The following is a 20,165-nucleotide window of genomic DNA, read 5'->3' on the forward strand; positions in this document are numbered from 1 at the left end:
GTTTCCCACTTTTTTCTAATGTTAAGTCACAGCTCCTGGTGGTAACTTCGGTGGAGGAGGAGCCGTGCAGACATTTTTTTCACCATTATTTGTACACTCATGGTGCTTTTGGCATTCGTCGGAAGATTTACACTCTTCACCTACTTTCTTTTTGTTTGGATCAAAAGGAACGTAAACTTCTTTTGCCATATCTGCCGGCACAGCAGTATATACATTAAAAGTAACTAGTGCGAAAGCTGTAGTTAAAATTAAAGCCATAAAGATTTTTTTCATGTTTTGATCTCCATATTGAAAAACATTCGTGTTTTGTGTATTTATCTTAAATGTGTTTTGCCAATCGTTCTGATTGTTTTGAAAGTCCATCCACATTTTCACGCAAGTGGGAAGTATTGGATGCAAGGGAAGAAGCGGATTGTTCGATGGATACCAGTGCTCTCGACATTTCTTGTGTTCCCATTTTTTGTTCTGATGCCACTACTTCCAATTGTTTAGAGAGTGAGAACAATTCCTGAAATGAATCCAAAAATGATTTATGAATGGATGTTTGTTTTTCGACTTTGGTCTTTAAATCCGATAGGTTTGAAACAAGAATTCCAAAACTTTTGTCCTGGACTCCCATTTTTTCTTTTGTTTCCGTCGCCGCAGTATTTCCACTTACAATCTGTTTGGATGCTTGTGTAATGATTTTTGAAATTAAGGAGGCATTTTCTTGGGCGCTATCGGCAAGCTTTGCAACTTCTTGTGCTACCACAGCAAACCCTCTTCCATGTTCACCTGCTCTTGCAGCTTCAATTGAAGCATTTAACGCAAGCAAGTTGGTGCGATCAGCAATATCTCTTAAAATTTGGTTCACCTCTTCCACTTTTTGAAAACTTTCTTTGATTTCTTCAAAATTGGAACTTACTGAATCCATAGCGGTGGTGACTTGAAAACTATACTGTTTGGATTCATCCGTGGTTTGCGCCAAATTGCTTGTTGCTGAATAAACTTCGGACAAAATTTTATCCATCACCGAACTTTCTTGGTTTAAGCCATCTATTCTTGTAAACTGTGATTTTACAAAATCGCTAGCACTGTCCATAGATGCTGCAAGTTCTTCCATCGAGGCACTGATTTCTTCTACACTCGATACTTGTGTTTGGATTTCAGAATTTAAAGAATCCATAAATGTTAACATTTCTTGTACACTTTTGTTTAAGGTCTCTGCTTCTGACTGTATGTTTTGTTTTGTAAGATTTGCTGCTTCTGATTTTTGTCTCGCCTCTTCAGCGGATTTTGTTGCTTCATTACTAGAATTCGACATAAATTTCACAACAGCACTCATCATATGAACACCACAAATCAAAGCAATTGTATTGATTCCGATAAAAGGAATTCCAAATTCGCTTGCGGATGTTGCAATGAACTTGATTTCCGCACCTCCGATTACACCTAAGTAAACGTATAGAAGTAAACTAAAAATGGCAATGTATCCAACTGCCATAGTTAGTCGGTGTGATAATAAAAATCCTGAATAAATCACAACAAAAAGTAGTACCAACATTACAAATGGAAGAGTTGCGATTGAGACTTTTTCTGCTGGAGTTTTTGACATAATGACAACGATGGCAAATACACTCGAGTAGATGATGATATCGAGTAAAATGGAAATGTAAGCAAATTTTAAATAAAATTTTTTCTTTCGGTAAAGCCAGAAAGTATAAACACCATACGATAATACTACAAATTCTAAAGAAGATAGTATGAGGCTCATTGTTTTTTCCGTTGTAGGAATCGCTACCATAAAGAAAATATTGATCGATAACATCACAATCGCAAAAGAAATACGAATCGTGTTCGCTACCATACTTCCTTTTTCTAAGTAGTTTCCATTAACAGATGACATAGGTAAAATCTCCAATATAGAGGACGGTATTTTTCGCAAAATTCGTAAAGAAATATATCGGATTTGATAAATTTGGTAAAGAATCTTTAGTTTGAATTAGGCCAATGGAAGTCAATTTTTTGGGGGCGTTGTTTGGTTTCACAAGAAGCCCAGGAAAACCTTACGTTTCCTTTAAAGAACCCATTTCACACCAAAACTACTGCTCCACGCAGAGTAAATTATTTAGAGTTCCTCCGTTACCGTAGGCAGAGGTAATCGCAATCGAGCGGCTATCATTCCAAGAGGTAACTCCATAGGTTCCACAGTTTGCAGAGACACTATCCATCCAAGACGAACATGTATGTGTTGTATCGGTCTGCCAATCCCAAGAAGGATTGTTTTTGATCCCTGTCCAAATTCCCGTTGCGGCTGAAATTAAATTCGTTAAATTATTGTTTAATACTCCATTTACATCAGTTATGAAAATAACATTGGATGTATTTGATGCTTGCACATAGCTTGCATTAGGTGAAAATACCCAATCAATATTTTCCGTAACTCCACCAGTAGCGCAGTTAACACTTGTACAGGCTCTGCGATTTACATCATCCACGATCAATGCTTTATAAATACCTGTAGCAGGTTTGTTTGAATCAGATGTACATTTGTTATCTGCACCAACAATGCCTCCCAAATTCGCATTATAGCTAATGGCTGTGACGAACATTTTACACGTTGTGCAGCGAGGAGTGCGCAGCGAATTATCCTGATTTGGGTTTTGCTTAGTCAATTGTAAGATTCCGCATTTATTGGAAACATCAGCTGCATTACACAGCTCTGCTGGTTTACAGTTAAGAAAACACAAAAGGCAGAAACAAAAAAATCCTGTTTTTATTCTCATAACTTTTACTATTCGATTCCCATTTTAACATATTCTATATTTTCCTGTCCTCCGGGGACGGGAATCCGGAGGAAAAGAAATTATCATTCTTTAAGGATTTTTGTCTTGTCTACCAATTTCTGTAATAAAATTTGCCACTATTTAATTCTCTTCCTTTAGCAACACAGATACAACCAGAAAATCAGAAGCTCACAAGGTTCAAAAAGAAAATCCACCCTCTGCAGGTTTTTCCAAGACTTGTAAGTTGTCACATGTTACTCTTCTCCCTATAAAAAAACAAACGGTGGAAAAGATGACAGTTTTAGAATTATTATATCACAATGTACCGATGGATCTTTTTACTTTAAAAGAAAACTGTTCTCTCGTGGAGCAGGCTCAAAATCTGATCGACCAGTGCCATCCAGGTGCAACAAATATGAAAGTTTTGAATCTCACCGCGGAAATTTCCGAAGCCGACATTCCCTACTCTCAAAGCAACAGAGCTCTACACGGATTTATGCACGGAGGTTGTTTCTTTAGTGTCGGTGATACGCTCACTTCGATCATGGCTTTCTTCCATGTGGAAAACGAAAAGGAAAGGACCTTTACGATGGATGCATCCATACGATACTTACGACCCGTAAGAACTGAAACCGTTCGTGCAAAAGCAAGACTCGTTCAAAAGAAAGGAAAACTTTTGGAATATGTCTGCGATTTTTTTAACGAAGAAAATAAAAGAACGGCACAAGCAAAATACAAATATGCAATCGCAGAACCACGTTGATTTTAACGTAATCTGTGCTCTTCGAGGTGCTGTGTTATTCGTTGGACAATTGCAGTATCTTTCAATTCATTCTACGGTTACCTCTGCAACGATCGTTGGCCTTGATACGGAAATCAAAAAACGTGTCAAAGGAAACATAGAATGGATGAGTTCTCGTTGTTTTGTTTTTGATGGAACGTTGAGTCACGAGACAGCTCTCAATGGATCGGTCGGAATTTTATTTGCAGATCCCGGAAGTGAAATCGGCGAAGTTCTCACAATGGAGGCAGGCCCCAATGGACTTTCCTCAAATCCCATTTGGGCGCAAGAATTGATTGTTACTTGTTTTGAAATTCAAAAAGCAAACCCGGAACAATATCCCAATATTCTAAGCCACTCCTTTCCCTTTAACCGACTGACATCTGCCAAAAAAATACAAGACGACGATCGCTTAATTCATGTTTTACGAAGACTCATCAATAGTCCCGAAGAAACCGTAAATGTAGAAGAACTTGCCCATGAAATCGGAATGTCTGAGTCTTGGCTACAACACGAATTTAAGAATGTGGTTGGTCTGCCCATTCGTGCTTTCCGTAAGTGGTTTCGAATCAAAACTGCAGTGATCGCACTGAAAAGAGGTGCCACCCTTGCCGATGCGGCACTGAATGCAGGCTTTTACGACCAAGCACACTTTACCAATGTGTTTCGCGATATCTTTGGAATTTCTCCTTCCATCATATTTAAAAAAGGAGAATCAATCCGCTGGTACATTCAAAACGAACAGATCGACACTATACTCAAAGTTCTTTAAAAATCATAGACTAACATATAAACAATTCCTAATTTTATAGCAAAATAATTGTTAGTATAATTGTTTTGGGGCGCTCATTTCCGGCTATCCGCTCCAATCTTTGCTTACGCAAAGGATTTCCGCTACTATCCGGGGCGCAGAGGAAATGAACACTGTTTCACCATTAAACATTCGTTACAATCTTTTACAAATCTATCATCAATTTTAGTTGTATTTTAAAATATACTAATTCAACTGTAGAATTTAATGATGAAAAAACTAACCTTTATTTTATTGTTTTTGTTAGTTGGTTGCTCAACTTTAGAAGAAAGAGCTGCAAAAGCGAAATTGTCAGGAAAAAATGACTTCGTCTCTTTCAAAATATTAGATATCGACAGAACATCTGGATATAGAATTCAAACGCGAGGTTATTATCCAAACGATAATTCTATTGACGTAGTAAATGTCGAATTGGAAATAAAAAATACTTCCAATTTTCCATTAGAAGTTTCATTACAACCTGTAATACCTTTACAAGGACAAGAATTACATAAAATCATTCGTGTTTATTGGGGCGGAAATTTTATTGAAACTTTGAAAACTACAACAGATGATAGATATGAAACGGAAGCAGTGAATCTTAAAAATGAAACTTTAGAACCAGGATATTCAATGTTTAGAATTTTTGCTTTCATTTATCCAAAAGACAAACTTCCGAACCAACTTATTTTTCGAGTCCGGAAAAATGGGGATCCCAATTTTGAAGAAATTCCAGTAATGATTGAAAAAACTAATTAATTTTCAAACCGGCTATATTAAAGGAAGGACAGATTTGTTTTCCAGAATTCTGCAACATTGATGCAGAAAATTTGTGTAAATCTGGATTTACTTTCGATTGAAATAATTGCAAAACTGTTTTGCCTTTGATTTGGTCAAAATCTGTAAAAATTACAGTCAATGCATTTGGAAAGATTTCGAAATCTATCGTTTCGTTTTCCTTTCCTTCGTAAGTGGTATTGCAATTACCAACAGTTATAGTATAACTGAAATATGCGCTAATTCTATATTTCCCTGGAGTTAAAAATCCGATTCGATTTTCTAATTCGGTATATCCACTTTTTTCAAATCGAACAAAAGAGAAAATTTTGGTAGATCCATTGGTAACTAAATAGCCATTAGCCTGCTTCAAATTCTTTCTCTTTTCTTCAAAGGAAATATAGGATTTGTTCATGTCATTTTCGGTAAATTTGGAGTTTTTTGTAGAATGAAAAAATCTTTTTCTGCACTATAACTAAAGAATGAATCGTTAAAATAATCAACAAGAACACCAACCGGATAAAATACCAATAAGAACCAATTTATATTTACATTTGGATTATACTGATAACGTAACTCTACTTCTTCCGGTTTAAAATCTGTTTTTTCCACACGAATTTTTATAGTTTTATTAGGGACTTCAGGTATTTGTACTTCTAAAATTGTCTCACTTAATTTTTTATCATCTACATAAAAACTCGTATCAATTTCATTGGAAGAAAAGTAATAGCTATTAGGTGTATAATCCTTTACAATCGTATCACAATTCATCATAAGGAAAACAAACAACACTCTTATTCATAATATGCTAAAATTATCTAATAACAAATTAAAAAATAAGTGTCTTTCTGTTGCAACTGACAAAGGTTATCTCGTTCCAAACCAATCAAAAAACTGATCCTTTCGATTGATTTAAGTCGAAAACTATATAGGCATGGATATTAATCTTCAAAATTTCTCAAAGTGACAAAATATCCGCTCAAAATCTACTTTCCCGTCTATACTAACATCTTATAAAAAGGCTTATGAGAAAGGTTATTTTTGCAATCAATGCAACAACAGATGGATTTTATGGCCACGAGGGTATGGTAGCAGATGATGACTTACACCAATACTTTACCAACATTTTAAAGAATGCAGATCAAATTCTCTATGGTCGGACTACCTACCAACTGATGGTACCTTTTTGGCCGGATGTGGCAAGAGATCCGTCGATGTCAGTAGTCAGCAATGAGTTTTCACAAGTGTTTACTTCTCTCGAAAAAATTCTTTTCTCCCATACAGTAAAACAAGTTGAAGATCCAAATACAAGGTTAGCTAAAAAATCTTTAGCGGACGAAGTGAACGATTTAAAACAAAAACCAGGAAAGGACATTTGTATTGGAAGTTTGAGCCTTGCCTCTCAACTTTCTCAAGCACAGTTGATAGATGAGTATCGTTTCGTGAACCATCCGGTGATAGCCGGAAGTGGGCCTCGGTTGTTTGATACAATCAGTTTAAAAAAGACTCTTCCTTTAGTTTTTTTAGGCTCAGAATCTTTTCCTTCCGGTTCTATCGCCCTTCACTATAAAAAGGCAGAGATCAAATAAATTTTTCGAACCAAGTGAATAACACAACGAGAAGAAGGCAAAAAGGACTTTTGCCACCGTTTATCCTCTCGAGACACTTTCATTTCGCATTACAAAAACAAAATGTCCATTATGTTCCACAAAATGTTCGATAGTTGCCATCACCACCTTTTGGCACTTCTTCGGCATAATCATAACCGAATTCTCGTTTGTATGGAAACTTACCTCTTGCAATAAACTGTTCCACAATACTTGTGAGTCCCTGGGTCGCATTTGCCAATGTTAATTCCACCAGGTGATTTCTGGGAATCAGGCTTGGATTCGTTTTCTGCATTAGGGCGATAGCTTCTTCTTCTCTGATTCCCTTTTTCTTTTTTTCTTCCTGCCAAGTCCGCACCCAATCTTTCCAACGACTTTCATTATAAATAGAATCCTTAGGTGTATACACACCTTCTAATACCAAAAAAGTATTGGTATAATCGGCTTCTGTATCTTGCATCCACTGGTAAAGACTTTGCAGAAGTGGCATATCCTTTTCTGTTAGGTGAGGAAATCCAATTTTTTCTCCAAGCATTTGGATGTAACTTGAATGGAGCCAACTTTCCAATTCGGATAATTTTGATTTTGCCAATTCAATCGCAGTCTCTTGATTAGGGTCAATGAGCGGAAGAAGCGAATTGGCTAAACAGGAAAGATTCCAGTGTCCGATACCGAGTTGGTTGGTAAAAGCGTATCTTCCCATTCGATCTATGGAACTAAACACTCGTTTTGCGGAGTATCCATTCATAAATGCACATGGACCATAGTCGATGGTTTCTCCAGAAATACTCATATTGTCGGTATTCATCACACCATGGATAAAACCAACTCTCATCCAGTTTGTGATGAGGGAAACCTGGCGTTTCATCACAAATTCCAAAAACGCCAATGCTGGATTATCTGTTTTCAAAACATCGGGTGTATGCCGGTTGGCAGTGTATTGAAATAGAGAGTCTAATTCTTCCTTTGATAAAGTCTGATATGCGAATTCAAATGTTCCCACTCGGATATGACTGGAAGCCACCCTCGTCAATACGGCTCCTCCTTGCGGTTCTTCTCTGAAAACTACTTCCCCTGTTGCTACAACAGCCAAACTTCGAGTTGTCGGAATGTTTAAACCAAACATCGCTTCACTCATGATATACTCTCGAACCATTGCACTGAGTGTGGCTCTTCCATCTCCATTTCTCGAATACTGAGTCTTTCCAGAGCCCTTCCATTGGAAGTCAAACCGTTCCCCAGCTCGATTTTGAAACTCTCCGATCACAATCGTACGTCCATCACCTAATACTGTGAAGTGTCCAAACTGATGTCCGGCATAAGCTTGTGCAAACGGTTGAATGCCATCAGGTAATGATGTCCCAGAAAAAAAATGAGCTGTGGCTTCCTTCTCATTTGTCCAATCCTCAAATTGAAATTCCCTTGCAAGCTCTTCGTTCCAAAACAATACTTTCGGAGAAGAAACGGGAGTTGGTTTTGTAAACTGGAATAATGAGTTTGGCAACGATGTATAGGTCGCTTCTACTATGGGATGCGAAGGAAAAAAAGCAAAAGACATATACCTTAGACCTTTCTAGAATTCATTTGTGAATACGATTTTATCTTTCTTAAATGCATTGGAAAGAATACTAAAAAGCAATCACCGGTCAATCGAGATTTGATGCCAACGATCCACCATTAGCATTGATCTCAAAAAAAGCTTATCAATTTATTGCCTCTAAACAAATGCTCATCGTAAACTAGTGATAGGGTTTTCGATTCAAGACACTATATTTTTTACAATGTTACCAGTTATGCGATATTGCAGATTAAATCTTTTAAATTAAGGAGATAGTGAGTATATGATTAATTAGAATAATAAAATAGCAATTTACTTTAATGAATATTTTTCATCATACTTTTTCTTTAAATTACCTTATCATTTAAATTATGGATTTGAATTTATGATTCGTTTCTCTAACAATTGCCACAGATAAACAAAATTTATTGACTAGATTTACCATTGAGTTTATCACATTGTTAAGATCAAATTAAGACACCGAAAGATGAAAGTCATATCAAATACGATTTTTTCCCTCCTTATCATTTCTATACAATTGAAGCAACAATGGAAAATTCTAATCATTCAATTTTTAGCTATCGTGTGTTTATTTCCAGCTATTTCTTGCAAACAACCACCAAGGGAAAATATATGTGATCCATATAGTAAAGCTAATATATCTACTGTACTCTTAAAATTCATTGCAAGTGACTCATCTGCACATTGTGGAATCAATTACTCGACATTAGTCAATTTTCAGCGTGCTTCCGATGGAAGCATTTGGACGGCCCGAACGATTCCTACGGGAAATTGGGTTTCGGTTGCCCATGGGAATGGTGTCTTCGTAGCAGTCGCGGATGGAGTTGGAAGCACAAGTGCAGCTACCTCTCCCGATGGAATCAACTGGACACTGCGAACTATGCCCGTTGGAGCTTGGTGGATTTCGGTTACTTTTGGAAACGGCCTCTTTGTTGCTGTCGCTAGTAGCAATAGCACCATTGCGGCCACATCGGCTGATGGTATCAACTGGACTCTGCGAACCTTACCTTCCCCTACGACTGGTTGGCAATCAGTTACCTTTGGAAATGGTCTCTTTGTTGCCATAGATATTTCCAGCACAAGGGCGACCACTTCGCCAGACGGAATTAATTGGACTCTGCGAACTTTACCAAGTGCTGATACTTGGTGGTTTGTTGCCTTTGGTAACGGCCTCTTCGTTGCTGTCTCTTATGGAAATAATGTCGCGGTAACATCACCTGATGGCATCAACTGGACACTGCGTACTTTACCAAGTCCTTCTTCTTGGCAATCCGTGACTTATGGTAACGGAGTCTTTGTGGCTGTTGCTGATGGTAGCAATATCGCAGCTACTTCTCCTGATGGCATCACTTGGACGACTAGATCTTTGCCAAGTACTGCCAGTTGGTATTCGGTTACTTTTGGCAACAATGTCTTTGTAACGATTGCTTATAACTCTTCAAAGGTGGCTACATCCAATGATGGAATCAATTGGACAGCGCGAAATTTACCTAATACTGCCAATTGGTATGCTGTTACCTATGGCAACGGGGTCTTTGCTGCCCTCTCTTATGGCTCTTCTATCGCTGCATCATCTCCGTAATCTGAGTAGCATTGTTCCAATTTGGTTATTGGTTCATTAATTCGCTGGATATTGAATCTTTCTTATTGTATTATCAAAAGACTATTAATTTGAACACAAAAGGATAAGTTATCATGGCACAAAACAAATTACTCAGAATGGACAATGTCAGTATTGTAGTAAAATCCCTTGATGACACCATTCCTTTCTTTGAGGAGATTGGACTGAAGCTCGAGATGCGAGCCACCATAGAAGGAGAATGGGCAGGTCGCGTAACAGGAATTGTTTCTCAGTGTGTAGAGATTGCCATGATGGTTACCCCAGATGGCCACAGTAAAATTGAACTTTCACAATTTCTAAGCCCGCCGACAGTGGCCGATCACAGGACGGCTCCGGTAAACTCTCTTGGTTATCTACGCGTTATGTTCACTGTTGAAGACATTGACGAATTGGTTTCTAGACTTATCAAGCAACATGGAGCCAAACTTGTTGGCGAAGTGGTCAATTATGAAAACATGTATAAACTTTGTTATATTCGTGGAACTGAAGGACTACTCATCGGCTTGGCAGAAGAACTAGGCAAAAAGTAAGTTACAATTTATGGAACCAACTAAAGAACACAATGAGAAGATGGCAAAAATGATCTTTGCCACTGTTTATCCAATGTATGTTTCAAAAATAGAAAAAAAGGGTCGAACCAAAACAGAATTAAACCAAGTGATCGAATGGTTAACTTCTTATGATGAAAAGACCATCAATGAACTAATCGATAAGAAAGTAAATTTCCAATCCTTCTTTGAGAATGCTCAATTAAATCAAAATGCAATTCTAATCAAAGGAATGATTTGTGGTTATCGTGTAGAAGAGATAGAAAATCCAATCACTAGGCAAGTCAGGTATTTAGACAAACTTGTAGATGAATTGGCAAAAGGCAAATCTATGGAAAAGATTTTACGAATTAGATAAAAGTGGAAATGGTAATTTGTATCTACTGAGAAAATAAATTCATTACGTGGGTCCCAAACTCACTAAAAAAACTCTCTAGAAACCGCAAAACGAGACTTTTAGATCCATTCTATACTATTTTTCCTAATCGCGAAGTCTGTATCTCTTCTTGACAATTCGTCCTATAGATGATCTGCTGATTGAGTTCTAGATATTTGAATTTCCTGTTAGGTTCCCCAATGGCTGACGAAGATACAAAAGATTTTTTTCGAAAGATCATTTTTACCAACGAAGAGATTTTAAAACTAAAGGTTTTACTCTATAGTTTAAAAATTCGGGCTCTGAATGCACAGATTCTTTCTGCGAACTCGGGAGCATTTGCTGCAAGTTATGGTGTTGTATCGGCTGAGATCATTCATTTTAATCACAAGATTCAAGAAGTAAACGAAAAGTTGACTAGAGCAATCAATATTGTCATTAAAATGGCAAGCGAAATGCAAAAAATTGCCAAAGTCTATCATTTGTTACAAGTAGCAGTAGAAACTTGTAATCTACGAAAAGTCGACCCTAGTCATTATAAAAATATTGAGTCAAGTTTGCATTACCGTAACGAAGAAAAGGAAATGTTAGATTTACAATTAAGAAAAGAATTCAATGCCATACATAACATTGTAAAGAGTTCGACTAAGTTATGTTTGGAGGGACGCACTGTATCTCTACAAACTCGTATTGAATCGGCAACCATCGTAGAAAATCAAAAATTATTTTTAGCAGTTGCAGAGAGTTTTGATGGAGCCTTAAATATCATCGAATCTTCTTATCGTTATTTGGCAAAACTCTGGTAAACAATGAAAAAAATTCAAACTATATATTCCGACAACGACCACAAATGGTCAGTGATTGCAAGAGATCCAGCCAAACCCAATTGGCTTATTGATACCAATGAATATTTGATTGAGTCAGATGGAATGGGGTTACTCACAGACCCAGGCGGAAGCGAAATTTTCCCTGAAGTATTTTCGGCACTCGTAGAAGTATTCCCTGCTTCCCAAATTAAAAATATTTTTGCCTCCCACCAAGATCCTGATATAGTATCCTCCATCTCCTTGTGGCTTGAAGTTAATTCATCGATCCGTTGTTATGTGAGTTGGCTTTGGACTGGTTTTTTGCCACACTTTGGAGGTAATGCAGATACCTTCATTCCTATGCCTGATGAAGGAATGGAAATCATTCACCAAAACATCAAACTGAGGTCTATTCCCGCTCATTTTTTGCATAGTGCAGGAAACTTAAATCTTTGGGATCCGAAAGCAAAAATTTTGTTCAGTGGTGATATTGGTGCCGCCTTACTTCCTTTAGATGAAACCGATTTGATCGTAAAAGATTTTGATAAACACATTCGTTATATGGAAAAATTTCACAAACGATGGATGGCTTCAGAGCAGGCAAAAATTGCCTGGTGTGAAAGAATTTCGAATTTAAAACCAGATATGCTTTGCCCACAACACGGTTCTGTCTTTCAAGGTCCAGATGTGGAGAGGTTCATCCAATGGTTTTCGGAATTAAAGATTGGAATGGATGCATTGGAACTTCCTAAAACATAAAAGGAATAAGGCATTCAATCAATTGCCTTTCATCGGTTCAGAAAGTTAAAGAAATGTTAGATTCCATTGGACTCCGCCGGGATTAACAGTACCTATTGAAGTGAGTTCTCCAGTAATTTGATTGATACTAAACTGGCTCAATTGCCCACCATTATTTGCAACATAGGCAAAACGTCCAGACGGATCGATGGTCATGTACCGCAAACTTCCGCTAAATCCAGTCAAAATAGAGGAAAAGGTAATGTTTCCAGATTTTGGTTCAACCATATAACAAGAAATCGAACCTTCGTTGATATGTACTAAATATAAAAAAAGTCCACTGGGATGGATTGCAGTAGCATTGGTGCTTAGACCATGAAAAACAGAATTCACTATACCCATTTGACCAGTATTTTCATCAAAACTAAGAACTGTTACAGATGGATAGGAACCTACATATATATAGGCTCCATTAGGATGATTCGCAACATTACCAGAACCTGAACTGTCATTGGTAAACGTTGGACTCACTCCAGACACTGACAAACTTCCATCATTATAGTTGATTCGATAGGAAACGATTTCCGTTAAGTTCTGACTGATATAAAATATAAAATTCCCATTGCTTGAAATTTGAATCTGATTATGTGCAATTACAGTTGAATAGGAGTTTAAAAAAGTAAGAGTTCCATCGCTATTAATACCATAGGCACGAATTGCCATAGTACCTTCGGAAGCAAGATACAAAAATCTTCCATCGGGAGTAATGACTAAATTTCGCGGGGCTGCTCCCGCAGGTGCAGTTGGCGTACCATTTGCAGTAAGCAAACCTGTACTTTGATTGATTAAAAATTGTGAAAATGTTCCGTCGTATAAGTTCGCAACGAATAAAAATTTCCCCGAGGGCTCAGCACCAATGCCTGTGGGACCACTGCCAGTTAGATTAGTTACTACAGGTGTTAGAATTCCAGTTGAATGATTCATTGTGAGAAATCCTACAGATTGATTCAAATCCAAAGTAGTGTAGACATAACCTGTATATACGGTTATATCCGCACTAGCTTTGGTTATCCCATCGTAAGCAGTTGCAGTGATTTTCACTTTCCCATTTCCGATACTCTGTACGAGTCCATTGCCATCCACAGTGGCTACTAAATTATTGCTACTAGACCATTGAAATGAGGTATCTACTTTTGCACCGTACGAATAGTAATTTGCTTCGAGTTGTAAACTGTCACCTTTACGAATTCCTGCCCAACTTTGATTTAGTTCCACGATAGTATTGGAACTTGCAAGTAAGGCCCAAAGTTCAAAAAAAGATTTGGAAGAAGAATTTTTTTCTGGAAAAAGAAGATTATGAACGATGGGATTGAGAAGACATGCATTGAATGAAAAAAGACAAATGAACAAACAAAAGACTTTAAGGTATTTTTCGATCCTAGTATGATAAGATTGAATAAAAAAAATTATCTTCATAGCAAACAACAAACATAAGTAAAGCGGATTAGCTAGATTGTCATTCCTAAAACTAATAGAGACATATAAAAAATTTGACCTAACTTGATTTCTGCGCCAGGGATTGTAGTGAAAATCGAAGCGAAGCGGAGATTGCAACGGAAAGCCCGGTCGTTTTTGGAATTGATACTTTGTTTTGGTGGAATTCGAGGCGCCCAAGAGTTCGACAAAGGTGGCAAATCTGTGGATTTGGTTGAACTTTAATGCATTTTTGATCGTCTGAGAAGGGAAGGAATTTTTTTACAAAATTATTTTTCCCATGGCAAAAACAAAAACACTAACATCAAATGATTGGCTTTCGATCACTTCCTTTTTGGTTTTGGTCTTTGCATTAGTCGCTCCGATAGGCGAAGGACTACTGATTGCATTCGCTGTTGTATTTTTAGCAGTAGGAATTTCCAGTGCAGTGCATAGTGCCGAGGTAATTGCCGAACGAGTAGGACCTTCATTGGGAACTTTGATTCTAGCAATTTCAGTTACTGTGATTGAAGTGGCCCTTATTGTAAGTCTTATGAGTAATGATACAGCGGACTCACCCCAAATTGCTAGGGACACTGTGTTCGCAGCTTTAATGATCGTCACCAATGGAATCATTGGAATCTGTATTTTGTTAGGTGGATTAAAACACAAGGAATTGGGATTTCAATTGGTGGGAACAACGGCTTTACTTGGAGTACTTGCCGTACTCTCCACACTCACATTGATTTTGCCATTATATACAACGTCCACAAACAAAGGAACTTATAGTGCAGGTCAGTTGATTTTTGTTTCGTTTGCCTCTCTAGTTTTGTACGGATCTCTTGTTTGGTCGCAAACCAAATCACATAAAAACTTTTTTTCAGCCACAGACGGTGGGGTAATTCCAACTGATACGAATATAAGCAAACCTACTAAAAAAAGAGCTATCACTAGTTTTATCTCTCTTTTATTTTCGCTCGTTGCCGTTGTTGGACTGTCAAAAATCCTCAGTCCTACCATCGAAAGCACCATTGCAGCATTAGGTGCACCAAAAGCAGTTGTAGGAATTGTGATTGCGATTCTTGTTCTTGCACCAGAGACATTAGCTGCTATGAACGCGGCAAAAATCAATGAGCTACAAACTAGTTTAAACTTAGCTTTGGGATCGGGAGCAGCCAGTATTGCACTGACAATACCTGCCGTAAGCATTTATTCATTGTTATTTGACAAACCTTTAACCCTCGGTTTAGACACTAAGGGAATTGTGTTTTTAATGGTAACGTTTCTTGCGGGAAGTTTTACTTTTGGATCGGGGAGAACCACATCACTTCATGGACTCATCCACTTAGTGATTATGGCTTCCTTTTTGGCGATTTCTCTTATGCCATAGAACTTACATCATTTTTGATCCGAATGAATTTATGAGATTCCACTAACTTCCGCAAACGAGACATCCTTCTTCCATGGAACAAGATTCTCCCACAAATTCTGATTCCGCCTTTTGTGGATTAGCTGGTCCTAACGAGGTCGAATCATTACCAATGGAAATTTGGTCTTTGGTTTTTTCTACGGTGAATTGAATAGCTTGCGTCGCAGCTTTGGTTCTCAGATAATACATACCTGTTTTTAAACCCTGTTTCCATGCATAAAAATGCATAGACGATAATTTAGAAACGGTTGGATTTTCAACAAACAAGTTTAAGGACTGGGACTGACAAATAAAAGCACCTCGATCACGAGCCATATCAATGAGTGATCTTTGTTTCATTTCCCAAACAGTTTTGTATATTTCTTTGATAGAATCCGGAATGGAGGTTATAGATTGGATGCTGCCACCAGAGGCAATAATCTGATTTTTCATATCAGAATTCCAGAGACCAAGTTCAATCAAATCATGTAACAAATGTTTATTGACAATGATAAACTCTCCACTAAGGACTCGTCTTGAATAGATATTGGACGTATAAGGTTCAAAACATTCATTGTTTCCCAAAATTTGGGAGGTGGAGGCTGTGGGCATTGGTGCCACAAGGAGTGAATTTCTTACTCCATGTTGTATCACTTCTTTCCTAAGACTTTCAAAATCCCAACGTTCTGTTGGTTTTACGTTCCATAAATCAAATTGAAAAATTCCTTTCGACAAAGGAGATCCCGAATAACTTGGATAAGTTCCTTCTTCTTTAGCTATATCTTTACTTGCAGTCATTGCTGCAAAATAGATGGTTTCAAAAATCTCGATGTTGAGTTTTTTTGCGGCATCACTTTCATACGGCATTCGTAATAAAATAAAAACATCGGCAAGACCCTGCACACCAATCCCAATAGGTCGGTGTTTTAAATTGGAATTTTTGGCTTCGGGCACTGGATAATAATTTTCATCGATGATGCGGTTTAGATTTACGGTCATCTGATAAACAATTTCATACAAAGTATCAAATAAAAATTTTCCCTCAGATACAAACTTTGGCAAGGCGACAGATGCTAAATTGCAAACAGCAACTTCATCAGGGCTTGTAAATTCTAAAATTTCCGTACAAAGGTTACTACTTTTGATAGTACCTAAATTTTTTTGATTACTTTTGGAATTGGCCGCATCTTTGTATAACAAATAGGGAGTTCCGGTTTCGATTTGAGACTCTACAATCGCAAACCACAGCTCTTGGGCTTTGACTTTCGTTCGGGCACGACCTTCACTCTCATACCTTTCATAAAGTTTGACAAATTCATCGCCATACACATCAGAGAGACCAGGAGCTTCATGGGGACAAAACAAACTCCAATCGCCACCCTCTTCTACTCGTTTCATAAATAAGTCAGAAATCCAAAGCGCATAAAATAAATCACGAGCTCGCATCTCTTCTTTGCCATGGTTTTTCTTTAATTCTAAAAAGGGAAATATATCTGCATGCCATGGTTCCAAATAAATAGCAAAGGCCCCTTTCCGTTTTCCCCCACCTTGGTCCACATAACGAGCAGTATCATTAAACACACGTAACATGGGAATGATTCCATTACTGGTTCCGTTAGTTCCACCAATATAAGAACCTGTGGCGCGGATATTATGAATGGAAAGTCCGATCCCACCGGCACTTTGGGATATTTTTGCAGTTTGTTTCAATGTGTCATAAATTCCATCAATGCTATCGTCTTTCATGGTTAAAAGAAAACAACTGCTCATTTGAGGTTTGGGAGTGCCAGCATTGAAAAGCGTGGGAGTTGCATGAGTAAACCAACGTTCGCTCATTAAATTGTATGTTTGAATCACATCTTCAATTCTGTCTTTGTGAATTCCGATAGCCACACGCATGTACATATGTTGTGGGCGTTCCACAATTTTACCATCGAGTTTCAGTAGATAAGATTTTTCTAAAGTTCTAAATCCAAAATAATCAAAGCCAAAATCCCTATCATAAATAATGGAACTATCCAATAGTTCAGAATGTTTTTGAACGACTTTCCAAACATCTTCTGCAATTAGCGGCATCCATTTTCCTGTTTTCGGATCGTTATAGGAATACAATCGTTCGATTGTTTCTGAAAAAGATTTTGTAGTATTTTTATGGAGATTACTCACCGCAATTCGACTTGCGAGAAGTGCGTAGTCAGGATGTTTGGTGGTAAGCGATGCCGCAATTTCTGAAGCCAAATTGTCTAAATCAGAAGTGCTCACTCCATCGTAAATGCCTTCAATTACTTTTTTGGCAACATCGATAGGACTTACCAATCGACTTAGGCCGTAGGATAATTTTTCAATCCTAGCTGTAACTTTATCAAACTTAACCGACTCTTGTTTTCCATTTCTTTTGAGTACAAACATATAATTACCTTTTTAGAATTTAAAAATCTTCATTTAGAGAAAATGTAAAACTTTGATCAGAATTAAGAACACCAGCCTTTTGGTAATCACCCACTCGTTTTTCAAAGAAATTTGTTTTCCCTTGTAAGGATATCATTTCCATAAAATCAAATGGATTAGAGGAATAATAGAGTTTCTCAAAACCTAGTTCAATGAGCCAACGATCCGCCACAAATTCTATATATTGTTGCATAAGTTTTGCATTCATACCGATCAGATCAACTGACAACGATTCGGTGATAAATTCTTTTTCAATGTTCACTGCATCTGTAAAAATTTCATACACTCGTTCGGCACTTGGTTTGTTTTGGATCATTTTAAAAAGAATACATGCAAATTCACAATGTAAGGCTTCATCGCGACTAATAAGTTCATTGGAAAAACTTAAACCAGGAAGGAGTCCCCGTTTTTTCATCCAAAATATAGCACAAAAACTTCCACTAAAAAAGATACCTTCTACTGCAGCAAAGGCTAGAAGTCTCTCAGCAAAATTTCCTTCACCAATCCAACGTAAGGCCCATTCTGATTTTTTTTGAACTGCCGGAATAGTTTCTATAGAACGGAATAATCGATTTTTTTCTTTTGGGTCTTTGATGTAAGTATCAATCAAAAGGGAATAGGTTTCAGAATGTATGTTTTCCATCATGATTTGGAATCCATAAAAACACCTAACCTCAGGTAGTTGCACTTCTCTCATGAAGTTAACTGCCAAGTTTTCATTCACAATCCCATCACTTGCAGCAAAGAATGCTAAAATATTGCTTAAAAAGAAACGTTCTTTTTCGGTGAGTGAATTCCAATCATCCAAATCACTACTTAAGTCAATTTCTTCAGCGGTCCAAAAGGATGCTTGTTGTTTCTTATACATTTCCCAGATTTTTGGGTATTTGATGGGAAGGATCACAAAACGATCCTTATTTTCTTTTAATAATACTTCTGATTGATAATCCATGACTAAATCTCCGTTAGTCGGGACACAACATCTTAATTTTTAGAAGGTGTGGGTATCCCGGTAGCAATAGTCCGGGGCCCTGAAAAAATTTTCGGTACGGATGATCGTTTACGGGCGATTCATCTGTGGGAAGATCCGACTTTCCATATCTGGTTTGGATAAGGATTTACGGTTGCGCCGTCAGTTGAGGAGTTCCACCTCATTCCTCCCGGAATAGAATCTAAACAAATCCAAAGAGACATATTTTGTCAATGGAATAAAACTGAGGAAAAATCAAAAAAAGGCAGGAGTTTAGAATACCTAAACTAACAATAAAAAACGCCAGTTTTAATTATTAAAAAATTTCCAGTATCAATCCAGTAGGAACTAGCAAAAACTATACTATCATACTATGAAAAAATTTATATTGTTTCTGCTAATTATTACTTTTACAGTATCTGCAGAGGAAAGTCCTTCTAAAAACGAATCACCTTTAGACTCAGAAAATTCCAAAATAGAAAACCGATCTAGATGGGATTTGGTTTGGCGTAGTGCTGTTTTGCCTGGATGGGGATTAATACATGCAAAGGCATATCGCAAAGGGTATGTTGTCGCTGGGATTACAACCTTACTTGCAAGATCTGAATATAAAGGTCATAATGAAGAAGAAAGAGAAAGGGAAACATTTTCAGAATCGCAAAAACTTTTACAGTTTTCTTATCTTAACCAACCCACTCTATCTGATCAAAATTTATTTTTTTTGCTAAATAGTTTAGATTCAAAAAAAGACTTAGAAAAAATTCGCGATAACAACGAAATGAAACTCACGTTACTCGGTTTAAAATACATTATGCAACTTGGATATACTTACTGGTTTGGAGTTTCTTGGGAAAAAGGAACTACTCAAACAGGCCTACATTTTGATATCCAAAAAGATTCCATCACTATGGGGCAAAGTTCTAACTCACAAAAGTTTCTTATTTCTTATGAATTATCATTTTAAATAATGAGTATTCAATCTTATTCAAATTTCTAAAGATCTCCATTATGAATCTTTTTTACACACTTACATTGGTAATTATATTTTTAATTCTTGCAATCTTACATTTTCTGTGGTCCCTCAATATTCTTTGGGGATTTGAATCTGCTCTACCAAGGAAAAAAGATGGAAGTTTTTTATTTTATCCAAAAAGAATCGAAAGTTTTTTAGTTGGATTGGCACTCACTCTACTATCCATTTTTTACTTTTCACTCTCAGGATTTCTGTCATTAAATTTTGATTCCAATGTTTATATCCTTGGATCTTGGTTTACTATGATAATCTTTGGGATTCGTGCCATTGGAGATTTTAACTATATCGGATTCACAAAACGAATTAAAAATAAGGAATTTGCTTATTGGGACACAATCCTTTTTTCTCCGCTTTGTCTTCTCATCTCTCTATTGGCTTATTTGATTCAGAGTGGAATACGATAAGCTCGTTATATTCCAAAGATTTTTAGCATTCGAATTTTAGT

At 37.1% G+C, this 20,165-nt stretch carries 21 protein-coding genes; 12 read left to right on the forward strand and 9 right to left on the reverse strand.

Translation table 11 applies throughout. From position 1 onward, the window contains the following. Positions 1 to 21 precede the first annotated feature (21 nt). From LEP1GSC203_RS01975 to LEP1GSC203_RS01985, 3 genes are all read right to left on the reverse strand, one after another. Complete coding sequence (locus tag LEP1GSC203_RS01975) at positions 22 to 258, reverse strand: hypothetical protein (protein ID WP_232225730.1); 237 nt, start codon at positions 256 to 258, stop codon at positions 22 to 24. Positions 259 to 319: 61 nt separating this feature from the next. After that, positions 320 to 1,885: a methyl-accepting chemotaxis protein gene (locus LEP1GSC203_RS01980; protein ID WP_002972603.1), complete on the reverse strand. Its 1,566-nt coding sequence runs from the start codon at positions 1,883 to 1,885 to the stop codon at positions 320 to 322. A gap of 196 nt (positions 1,886 to 2,081) precedes the next feature. Next, entirely contained in the window at positions 2,082 to 2,591 is a 510-nt protein-coding gene (locus tag LEP1GSC203_RS01985) for a DUF1554 domain-containing protein (RefSeq protein ID WP_232225733.1), read from the reverse strand. A gap of 466 nt (positions 2,592 to 3,057) precedes the next feature. Between LEP1GSC203_RS01985 and LEP1GSC203_RS01990 the strand changes: the two genes are divergently transcribed. The 3 genes from LEP1GSC203_RS01990 to LEP1GSC203_RS02000 all read left to right on the forward strand — a co-directional run bounded on the left by LEP1GSC203_RS01990 (position 3,058) and on the right by LEP1GSC203_RS02000 (position 5,095). Further along, positions 3,058 to 3,528 carry a PaaI family thioesterase gene (locus LEP1GSC203_RS01990; protein ID WP_002972936.1) on the forward strand — a complete coding sequence of 157 codons (471 nt, stop codon included), beginning with the start codon at positions 3,058 to 3,060 and terminating at the stop codon, positions 3,526 to 3,528. Then, complete coding sequence (locus tag LEP1GSC203_RS01995; RefSeq protein WP_051064132.1) at positions 3,506 to 4,318, forward strand: helix-turn-helix domain-containing protein; 813 nt, start codon at positions 3,506 to 3,508, stop codon at positions 4,316 to 4,318. Before LEP1GSC203_RS01990 ends, LEP1GSC203_RS01995 begins: the two co-directional genes overlap by 23 nt. A gap of 246 nt (positions 4,319 to 4,564) precedes the next feature. Next, a complete protein-coding gene (locus tag LEP1GSC203_RS02000) occupies positions 4,565 to 5,095 on the forward strand; it encodes a hypothetical protein (RefSeq protein ID WP_232225734.1) in 531 nt (176 codons plus the stop codon). Here the strand turns inward: LEP1GSC203_RS02000 and LEP1GSC203_RS19920 are convergent. Both LEP1GSC203_RS19920 and LEP1GSC203_RS19925 read right to left on the reverse strand, forming a co-directional pair. Continuing rightward, positions 5,088 to 5,528 carry a hypothetical protein gene (locus LEP1GSC203_RS19920; protein ID WP_002972332.1) on the reverse strand — a complete coding sequence of 147 codons (441 nt, stop codon included), beginning with the start codon at positions 5,526 to 5,528 and terminating at the stop codon, positions 5,088 to 5,090. The genes LEP1GSC203_RS02000 and LEP1GSC203_RS19920 overlap by 8 nt on opposite strands. Next, positions 5,525 to 5,887 carry a hypothetical protein gene (locus LEP1GSC203_RS19925; protein ID WP_232225736.1) on the reverse strand — a complete coding sequence of 121 codons (363 nt, stop codon included), beginning with the start codon at positions 5,885 to 5,887 and terminating at the stop codon, positions 5,525 to 5,527. The genes LEP1GSC203_RS19920 and LEP1GSC203_RS19925 overlap by 4 nt, the downstream gene beginning before the upstream one ends. A gap of 251 nt (positions 5,888 to 6,138) precedes the next feature. Between LEP1GSC203_RS19925 and LEP1GSC203_RS02010 the strand changes: the two genes are divergently transcribed. After that, positions 6,139 to 6,702, forward strand: coding sequence for a dihydrofolate reductase family protein (locus tag LEP1GSC203_RS02010; protein WP_002972405.1), 564 nt, complete (start codon positions 6,139 to 6,141; stop codon positions 6,700 to 6,702). A gap of 109 nt (positions 6,703 to 6,811) precedes the next feature. Here the strand turns inward: LEP1GSC203_RS02010 and LEP1GSC203_RS02015 are convergent, their stop codons facing one another. Next, positions 6,812 to 8,278, reverse strand: coding sequence for a protein adenylyltransferase SelO (locus tag LEP1GSC203_RS02015; RefSeq protein WP_002972835.1), 1,467 nt, complete (start codon positions 8,276 to 8,278; stop codon positions 6,812 to 6,814). 487 nt (positions 8,279 to 8,765) lie between these two features. Between LEP1GSC203_RS02015 and LEP1GSC203_RS02020 the strand changes: the two genes are divergently transcribed. The 5 genes from LEP1GSC203_RS02020 to LEP1GSC203_RS02040 all read left to right on the forward strand — a co-directional run bounded on the left by LEP1GSC203_RS02020 (position 8,766) and on the right by LEP1GSC203_RS02040 (position 12,409). Further along, positions 8,766 to 9,881, forward strand: coding sequence for a beta propeller repeat protein (locus LEP1GSC203_RS02020; protein ID WP_002972369.1), 1,116 nt, complete (start codon positions 8,766 to 8,768; stop codon positions 9,879 to 9,881). Between the two features lie 113 nt (positions 9,882 to 9,994). After that, the gene (locus LEP1GSC203_RS02025; RefSeq protein ID WP_002972176.1) at positions 9,995 to 10,450 is read left to right on the forward strand and encodes a VOC family protein; all 456 of its coding nucleotides are present in this window, start codon (positions 9,995 to 9,997) and stop codon (positions 10,448 to 10,450) included. A gap of 10 nt (positions 10,451 to 10,460) precedes the next feature. Continuing rightward, a complete protein-coding gene (locus LEP1GSC203_RS02030) occupies positions 10,461 to 10,826 on the forward strand; it encodes a DUF2200 domain-containing protein (protein WP_002972564.1) in 366 nt (121 codons plus the stop codon). Positions 10,827 to 11,044: 218 nt separating this feature from the next. Next, entirely contained in the window at positions 11,045 to 11,650 is a 606-nt protein-coding gene (locus LEP1GSC203_RS02035; RefSeq protein WP_002972546.1) for a hypothetical protein, read from the forward strand. Between the two features lie 3 nt (positions 11,651 to 11,653). Further along, a complete protein-coding gene (locus LEP1GSC203_RS02040; RefSeq protein WP_002972422.1) occupies positions 11,654 to 12,409 on the forward strand; it encodes an oxygen-binding di-iron domain-containing protein in 756 nt (251 codons plus the stop codon). A 45-nt stretch (positions 12,410 to 12,454) separates the two neighbouring features. Here the strand turns inward: LEP1GSC203_RS02040 and LEP1GSC203_RS02045 are convergent, their stop codons facing one another. After that, the gene (locus tag LEP1GSC203_RS02045; RefSeq protein WP_039937193.1) at positions 12,455 to 13,864 is read right to left on the reverse strand and encodes a beta-propeller fold lactonase family protein; all 1,410 of its coding nucleotides are present in this window, start codon (positions 13,862 to 13,864) and stop codon (positions 12,455 to 12,457) included. Between the two features lie 298 nt (positions 13,865 to 14,162). Here LEP1GSC203_RS02045 and LEP1GSC203_RS02050 point away from each other — a divergent pair, with 298 nt between their 5' ends. Further along, a complete protein-coding gene (locus LEP1GSC203_RS02050) occupies positions 14,163 to 15,251 on the forward strand; it encodes a calcium:proton antiporter (protein ID WP_002972892.1) in 1,089 nt (362 codons plus the stop codon). 42 nt (positions 15,252 to 15,293) lie between these two features. Here LEP1GSC203_RS02050 and LEP1GSC203_RS02055 read toward each other — a convergent pair whose 3' ends face one another. Further along, positions 15,294 to 17,678, reverse strand: coding sequence for a ribonucleoside-diphosphate reductase subunit alpha (locus LEP1GSC203_RS02055; RefSeq protein WP_002972858.1), 2,385 nt, complete (start codon positions 17,676 to 17,678; stop codon positions 15,294 to 15,296). Positions 17,679 to 17,697: 19 nt separating this feature from the next. Further along, the gene (locus LEP1GSC203_RS02060; protein ID WP_002972404.1) at positions 17,698 to 18,669 is read right to left on the reverse strand and encodes a ribonucleotide-diphosphate reductase subunit beta; all 972 of its coding nucleotides are present in this window, start codon (positions 18,667 to 18,669) and stop codon (positions 17,698 to 17,700) included. 391 nt (positions 18,670 to 19,060) lie between these two features. Here LEP1GSC203_RS02060 and LEP1GSC203_RS02065 point away from each other — a divergent pair, with 391 nt between their 5' ends. Further along, the gene (locus LEP1GSC203_RS02065) at positions 19,061 to 19,651 is read left to right on the forward strand and encodes a hypothetical protein (protein ID WP_002972611.1); all 591 of its coding nucleotides are present in this window, start codon (positions 19,061 to 19,063) and stop codon (positions 19,649 to 19,651) included. Positions 19,652 to 19,695: 44 nt separating this feature from the next. Beyond that, complete coding sequence (locus LEP1GSC203_RS02070) at positions 19,696 to 20,124, forward strand: DUF3995 domain-containing protein (RefSeq protein ID WP_002972836.1); 429 nt, start codon at positions 19,696 to 19,698, stop codon at positions 20,122 to 20,124. The last annotated feature ends 41 nt before the right edge of the window (positions 20,125 to 20,165 follow it).

The organism is Leptospira terpstrae serovar Hualin str. LT 11-33 = ATCC 700639, assembly GCF_000332495.1.
GTDB classification, from domain to species: Bacteria; Spirochaetota; Leptospiria; order Leptospirales; family Leptospiraceae; genus Leptospira_A; species Leptospira_A terpstrae.

Excerpts from the sequence above, each read along its gene's own strand:
- LEP1GSC203_RS01975 (WP_232225730.1), bottom strand. The coding sequence starts at position 258 with ATGGCTTTAATTTTAACTACAGCTTTCGCACTAGTTACTTTTAATGTA.
- LEP1GSC203_RS01980 (WP_002972603.1), bottom strand. The coding sequence starts at position 1,885 with ATGTCATCTGTTAATGGAAACTACTTAGAAAAAGGAAGTATGGTAGCG.
- LEP1GSC203_RS01985 (WP_232225733.1), bottom strand. The coding sequence starts at position 2,591 with ATGTTCGTCACAGCCATTAGCTATAATGCGAATTTGGGAGGCATTGTT.
- LEP1GSC203_RS01990 (WP_002972936.1), top strand. The coding sequence starts at position 3,058 with ATGACAGTTTTAGAATTATTATATCACAATGTACCGATGGATCTTTTT.
- LEP1GSC203_RS01995 (WP_051064132.1), top strand. The coding sequence starts at position 3,506 with ATGCAATCGCAGAACCACGTTGATTTTAACGTAATCTGTGCTCTTCGA.
- LEP1GSC203_RS02000 (WP_232225734.1), top strand. The coding sequence starts at position 4,565 with ATGATGAAAAAACTAACCTTTATTTTATTGTTTTTGTTAGTTGGTTGC.
- LEP1GSC203_RS19920 (WP_002972332.1), bottom strand. The coding sequence starts at position 5,528 with ATGAACAAATCCTATATTTCCTTTGAAGAAAAGAGAAAGAATTTGAAG.
- LEP1GSC203_RS19925 (WP_232225736.1), bottom strand. The coding sequence starts at position 5,887 with ATGATGAATTGTGATACGATTGTAAAGGATTATACACCTAATAGCTAT.
- LEP1GSC203_RS02010 (WP_002972405.1), top strand. The coding sequence starts at position 6,139 with ATGAGAAAGGTTATTTTTGCAATCAATGCAACAACAGATGGATTTTAT.
- LEP1GSC203_RS02015 (WP_002972835.1), bottom strand. The coding sequence starts at position 8,278 with ATGTCTTTTGCTTTTTTTCCTTCGCATCCCATAGTAGAAGCGACCTAT.
- LEP1GSC203_RS02020 (WP_002972369.1), top strand. The coding sequence starts at position 8,766 with ATGAAAGTCATATCAAATACGATTTTTTCCCTCCTTATCATTTCTATA.
- LEP1GSC203_RS02025 (WP_002972176.1), top strand. The coding sequence starts at position 9,995 with ATGGCACAAAACAAATTACTCAGAATGGACAATGTCAGTATTGTAGTA.
- LEP1GSC203_RS02030 (WP_002972564.1), top strand. The coding sequence starts at position 10,461 with ATGGAACCAACTAAAGAACACAATGAGAAGATGGCAAAAATGATCTTT.
- LEP1GSC203_RS02035 (WP_002972546.1), top strand. The coding sequence starts at position 11,045 with ATGGCTGACGAAGATACAAAAGATTTTTTTCGAAAGATCATTTTTACC.
- LEP1GSC203_RS02040 (WP_002972422.1), top strand. The coding sequence starts at position 11,654 with ATGAAAAAAATTCAAACTATATATTCCGACAACGACCACAAATGGTCA.
- LEP1GSC203_RS02045 (WP_039937193.1), bottom strand. The coding sequence starts at position 13,864 with ATGAAGATAATTTTTTTTATTCAATCTTATCATACTAGGATCGAAAAA.
- LEP1GSC203_RS02050 (WP_002972892.1), top strand. The coding sequence starts at position 14,163 with ATGGCAAAAACAAAAACACTAACATCAAATGATTGGCTTTCGATCACT.
- LEP1GSC203_RS02055 (WP_002972858.1), bottom strand. The coding sequence starts at position 17,678 with ATGTTTGTACTCAAAAGAAATGGAAAACAAGAGTCGGTTAAGTTTGAT.
- LEP1GSC203_RS02060 (WP_002972404.1), bottom strand. The coding sequence starts at position 18,669 with ATGGATTATCAATCAGAAGTATTATTAAAAGAAAATAAGGATCGTTTT.
- LEP1GSC203_RS02065 (WP_002972611.1), top strand. The coding sequence starts at position 19,061 with ATGAAAAAATTTATATTGTTTCTGCTAATTATTACTTTTACAGTATCT.
- LEP1GSC203_RS02070 (WP_002972836.1), top strand. The coding sequence starts at position 19,696 with ATGAATCTTTTTTACACACTTACATTGGTAATTATATTTTTAATTCTT.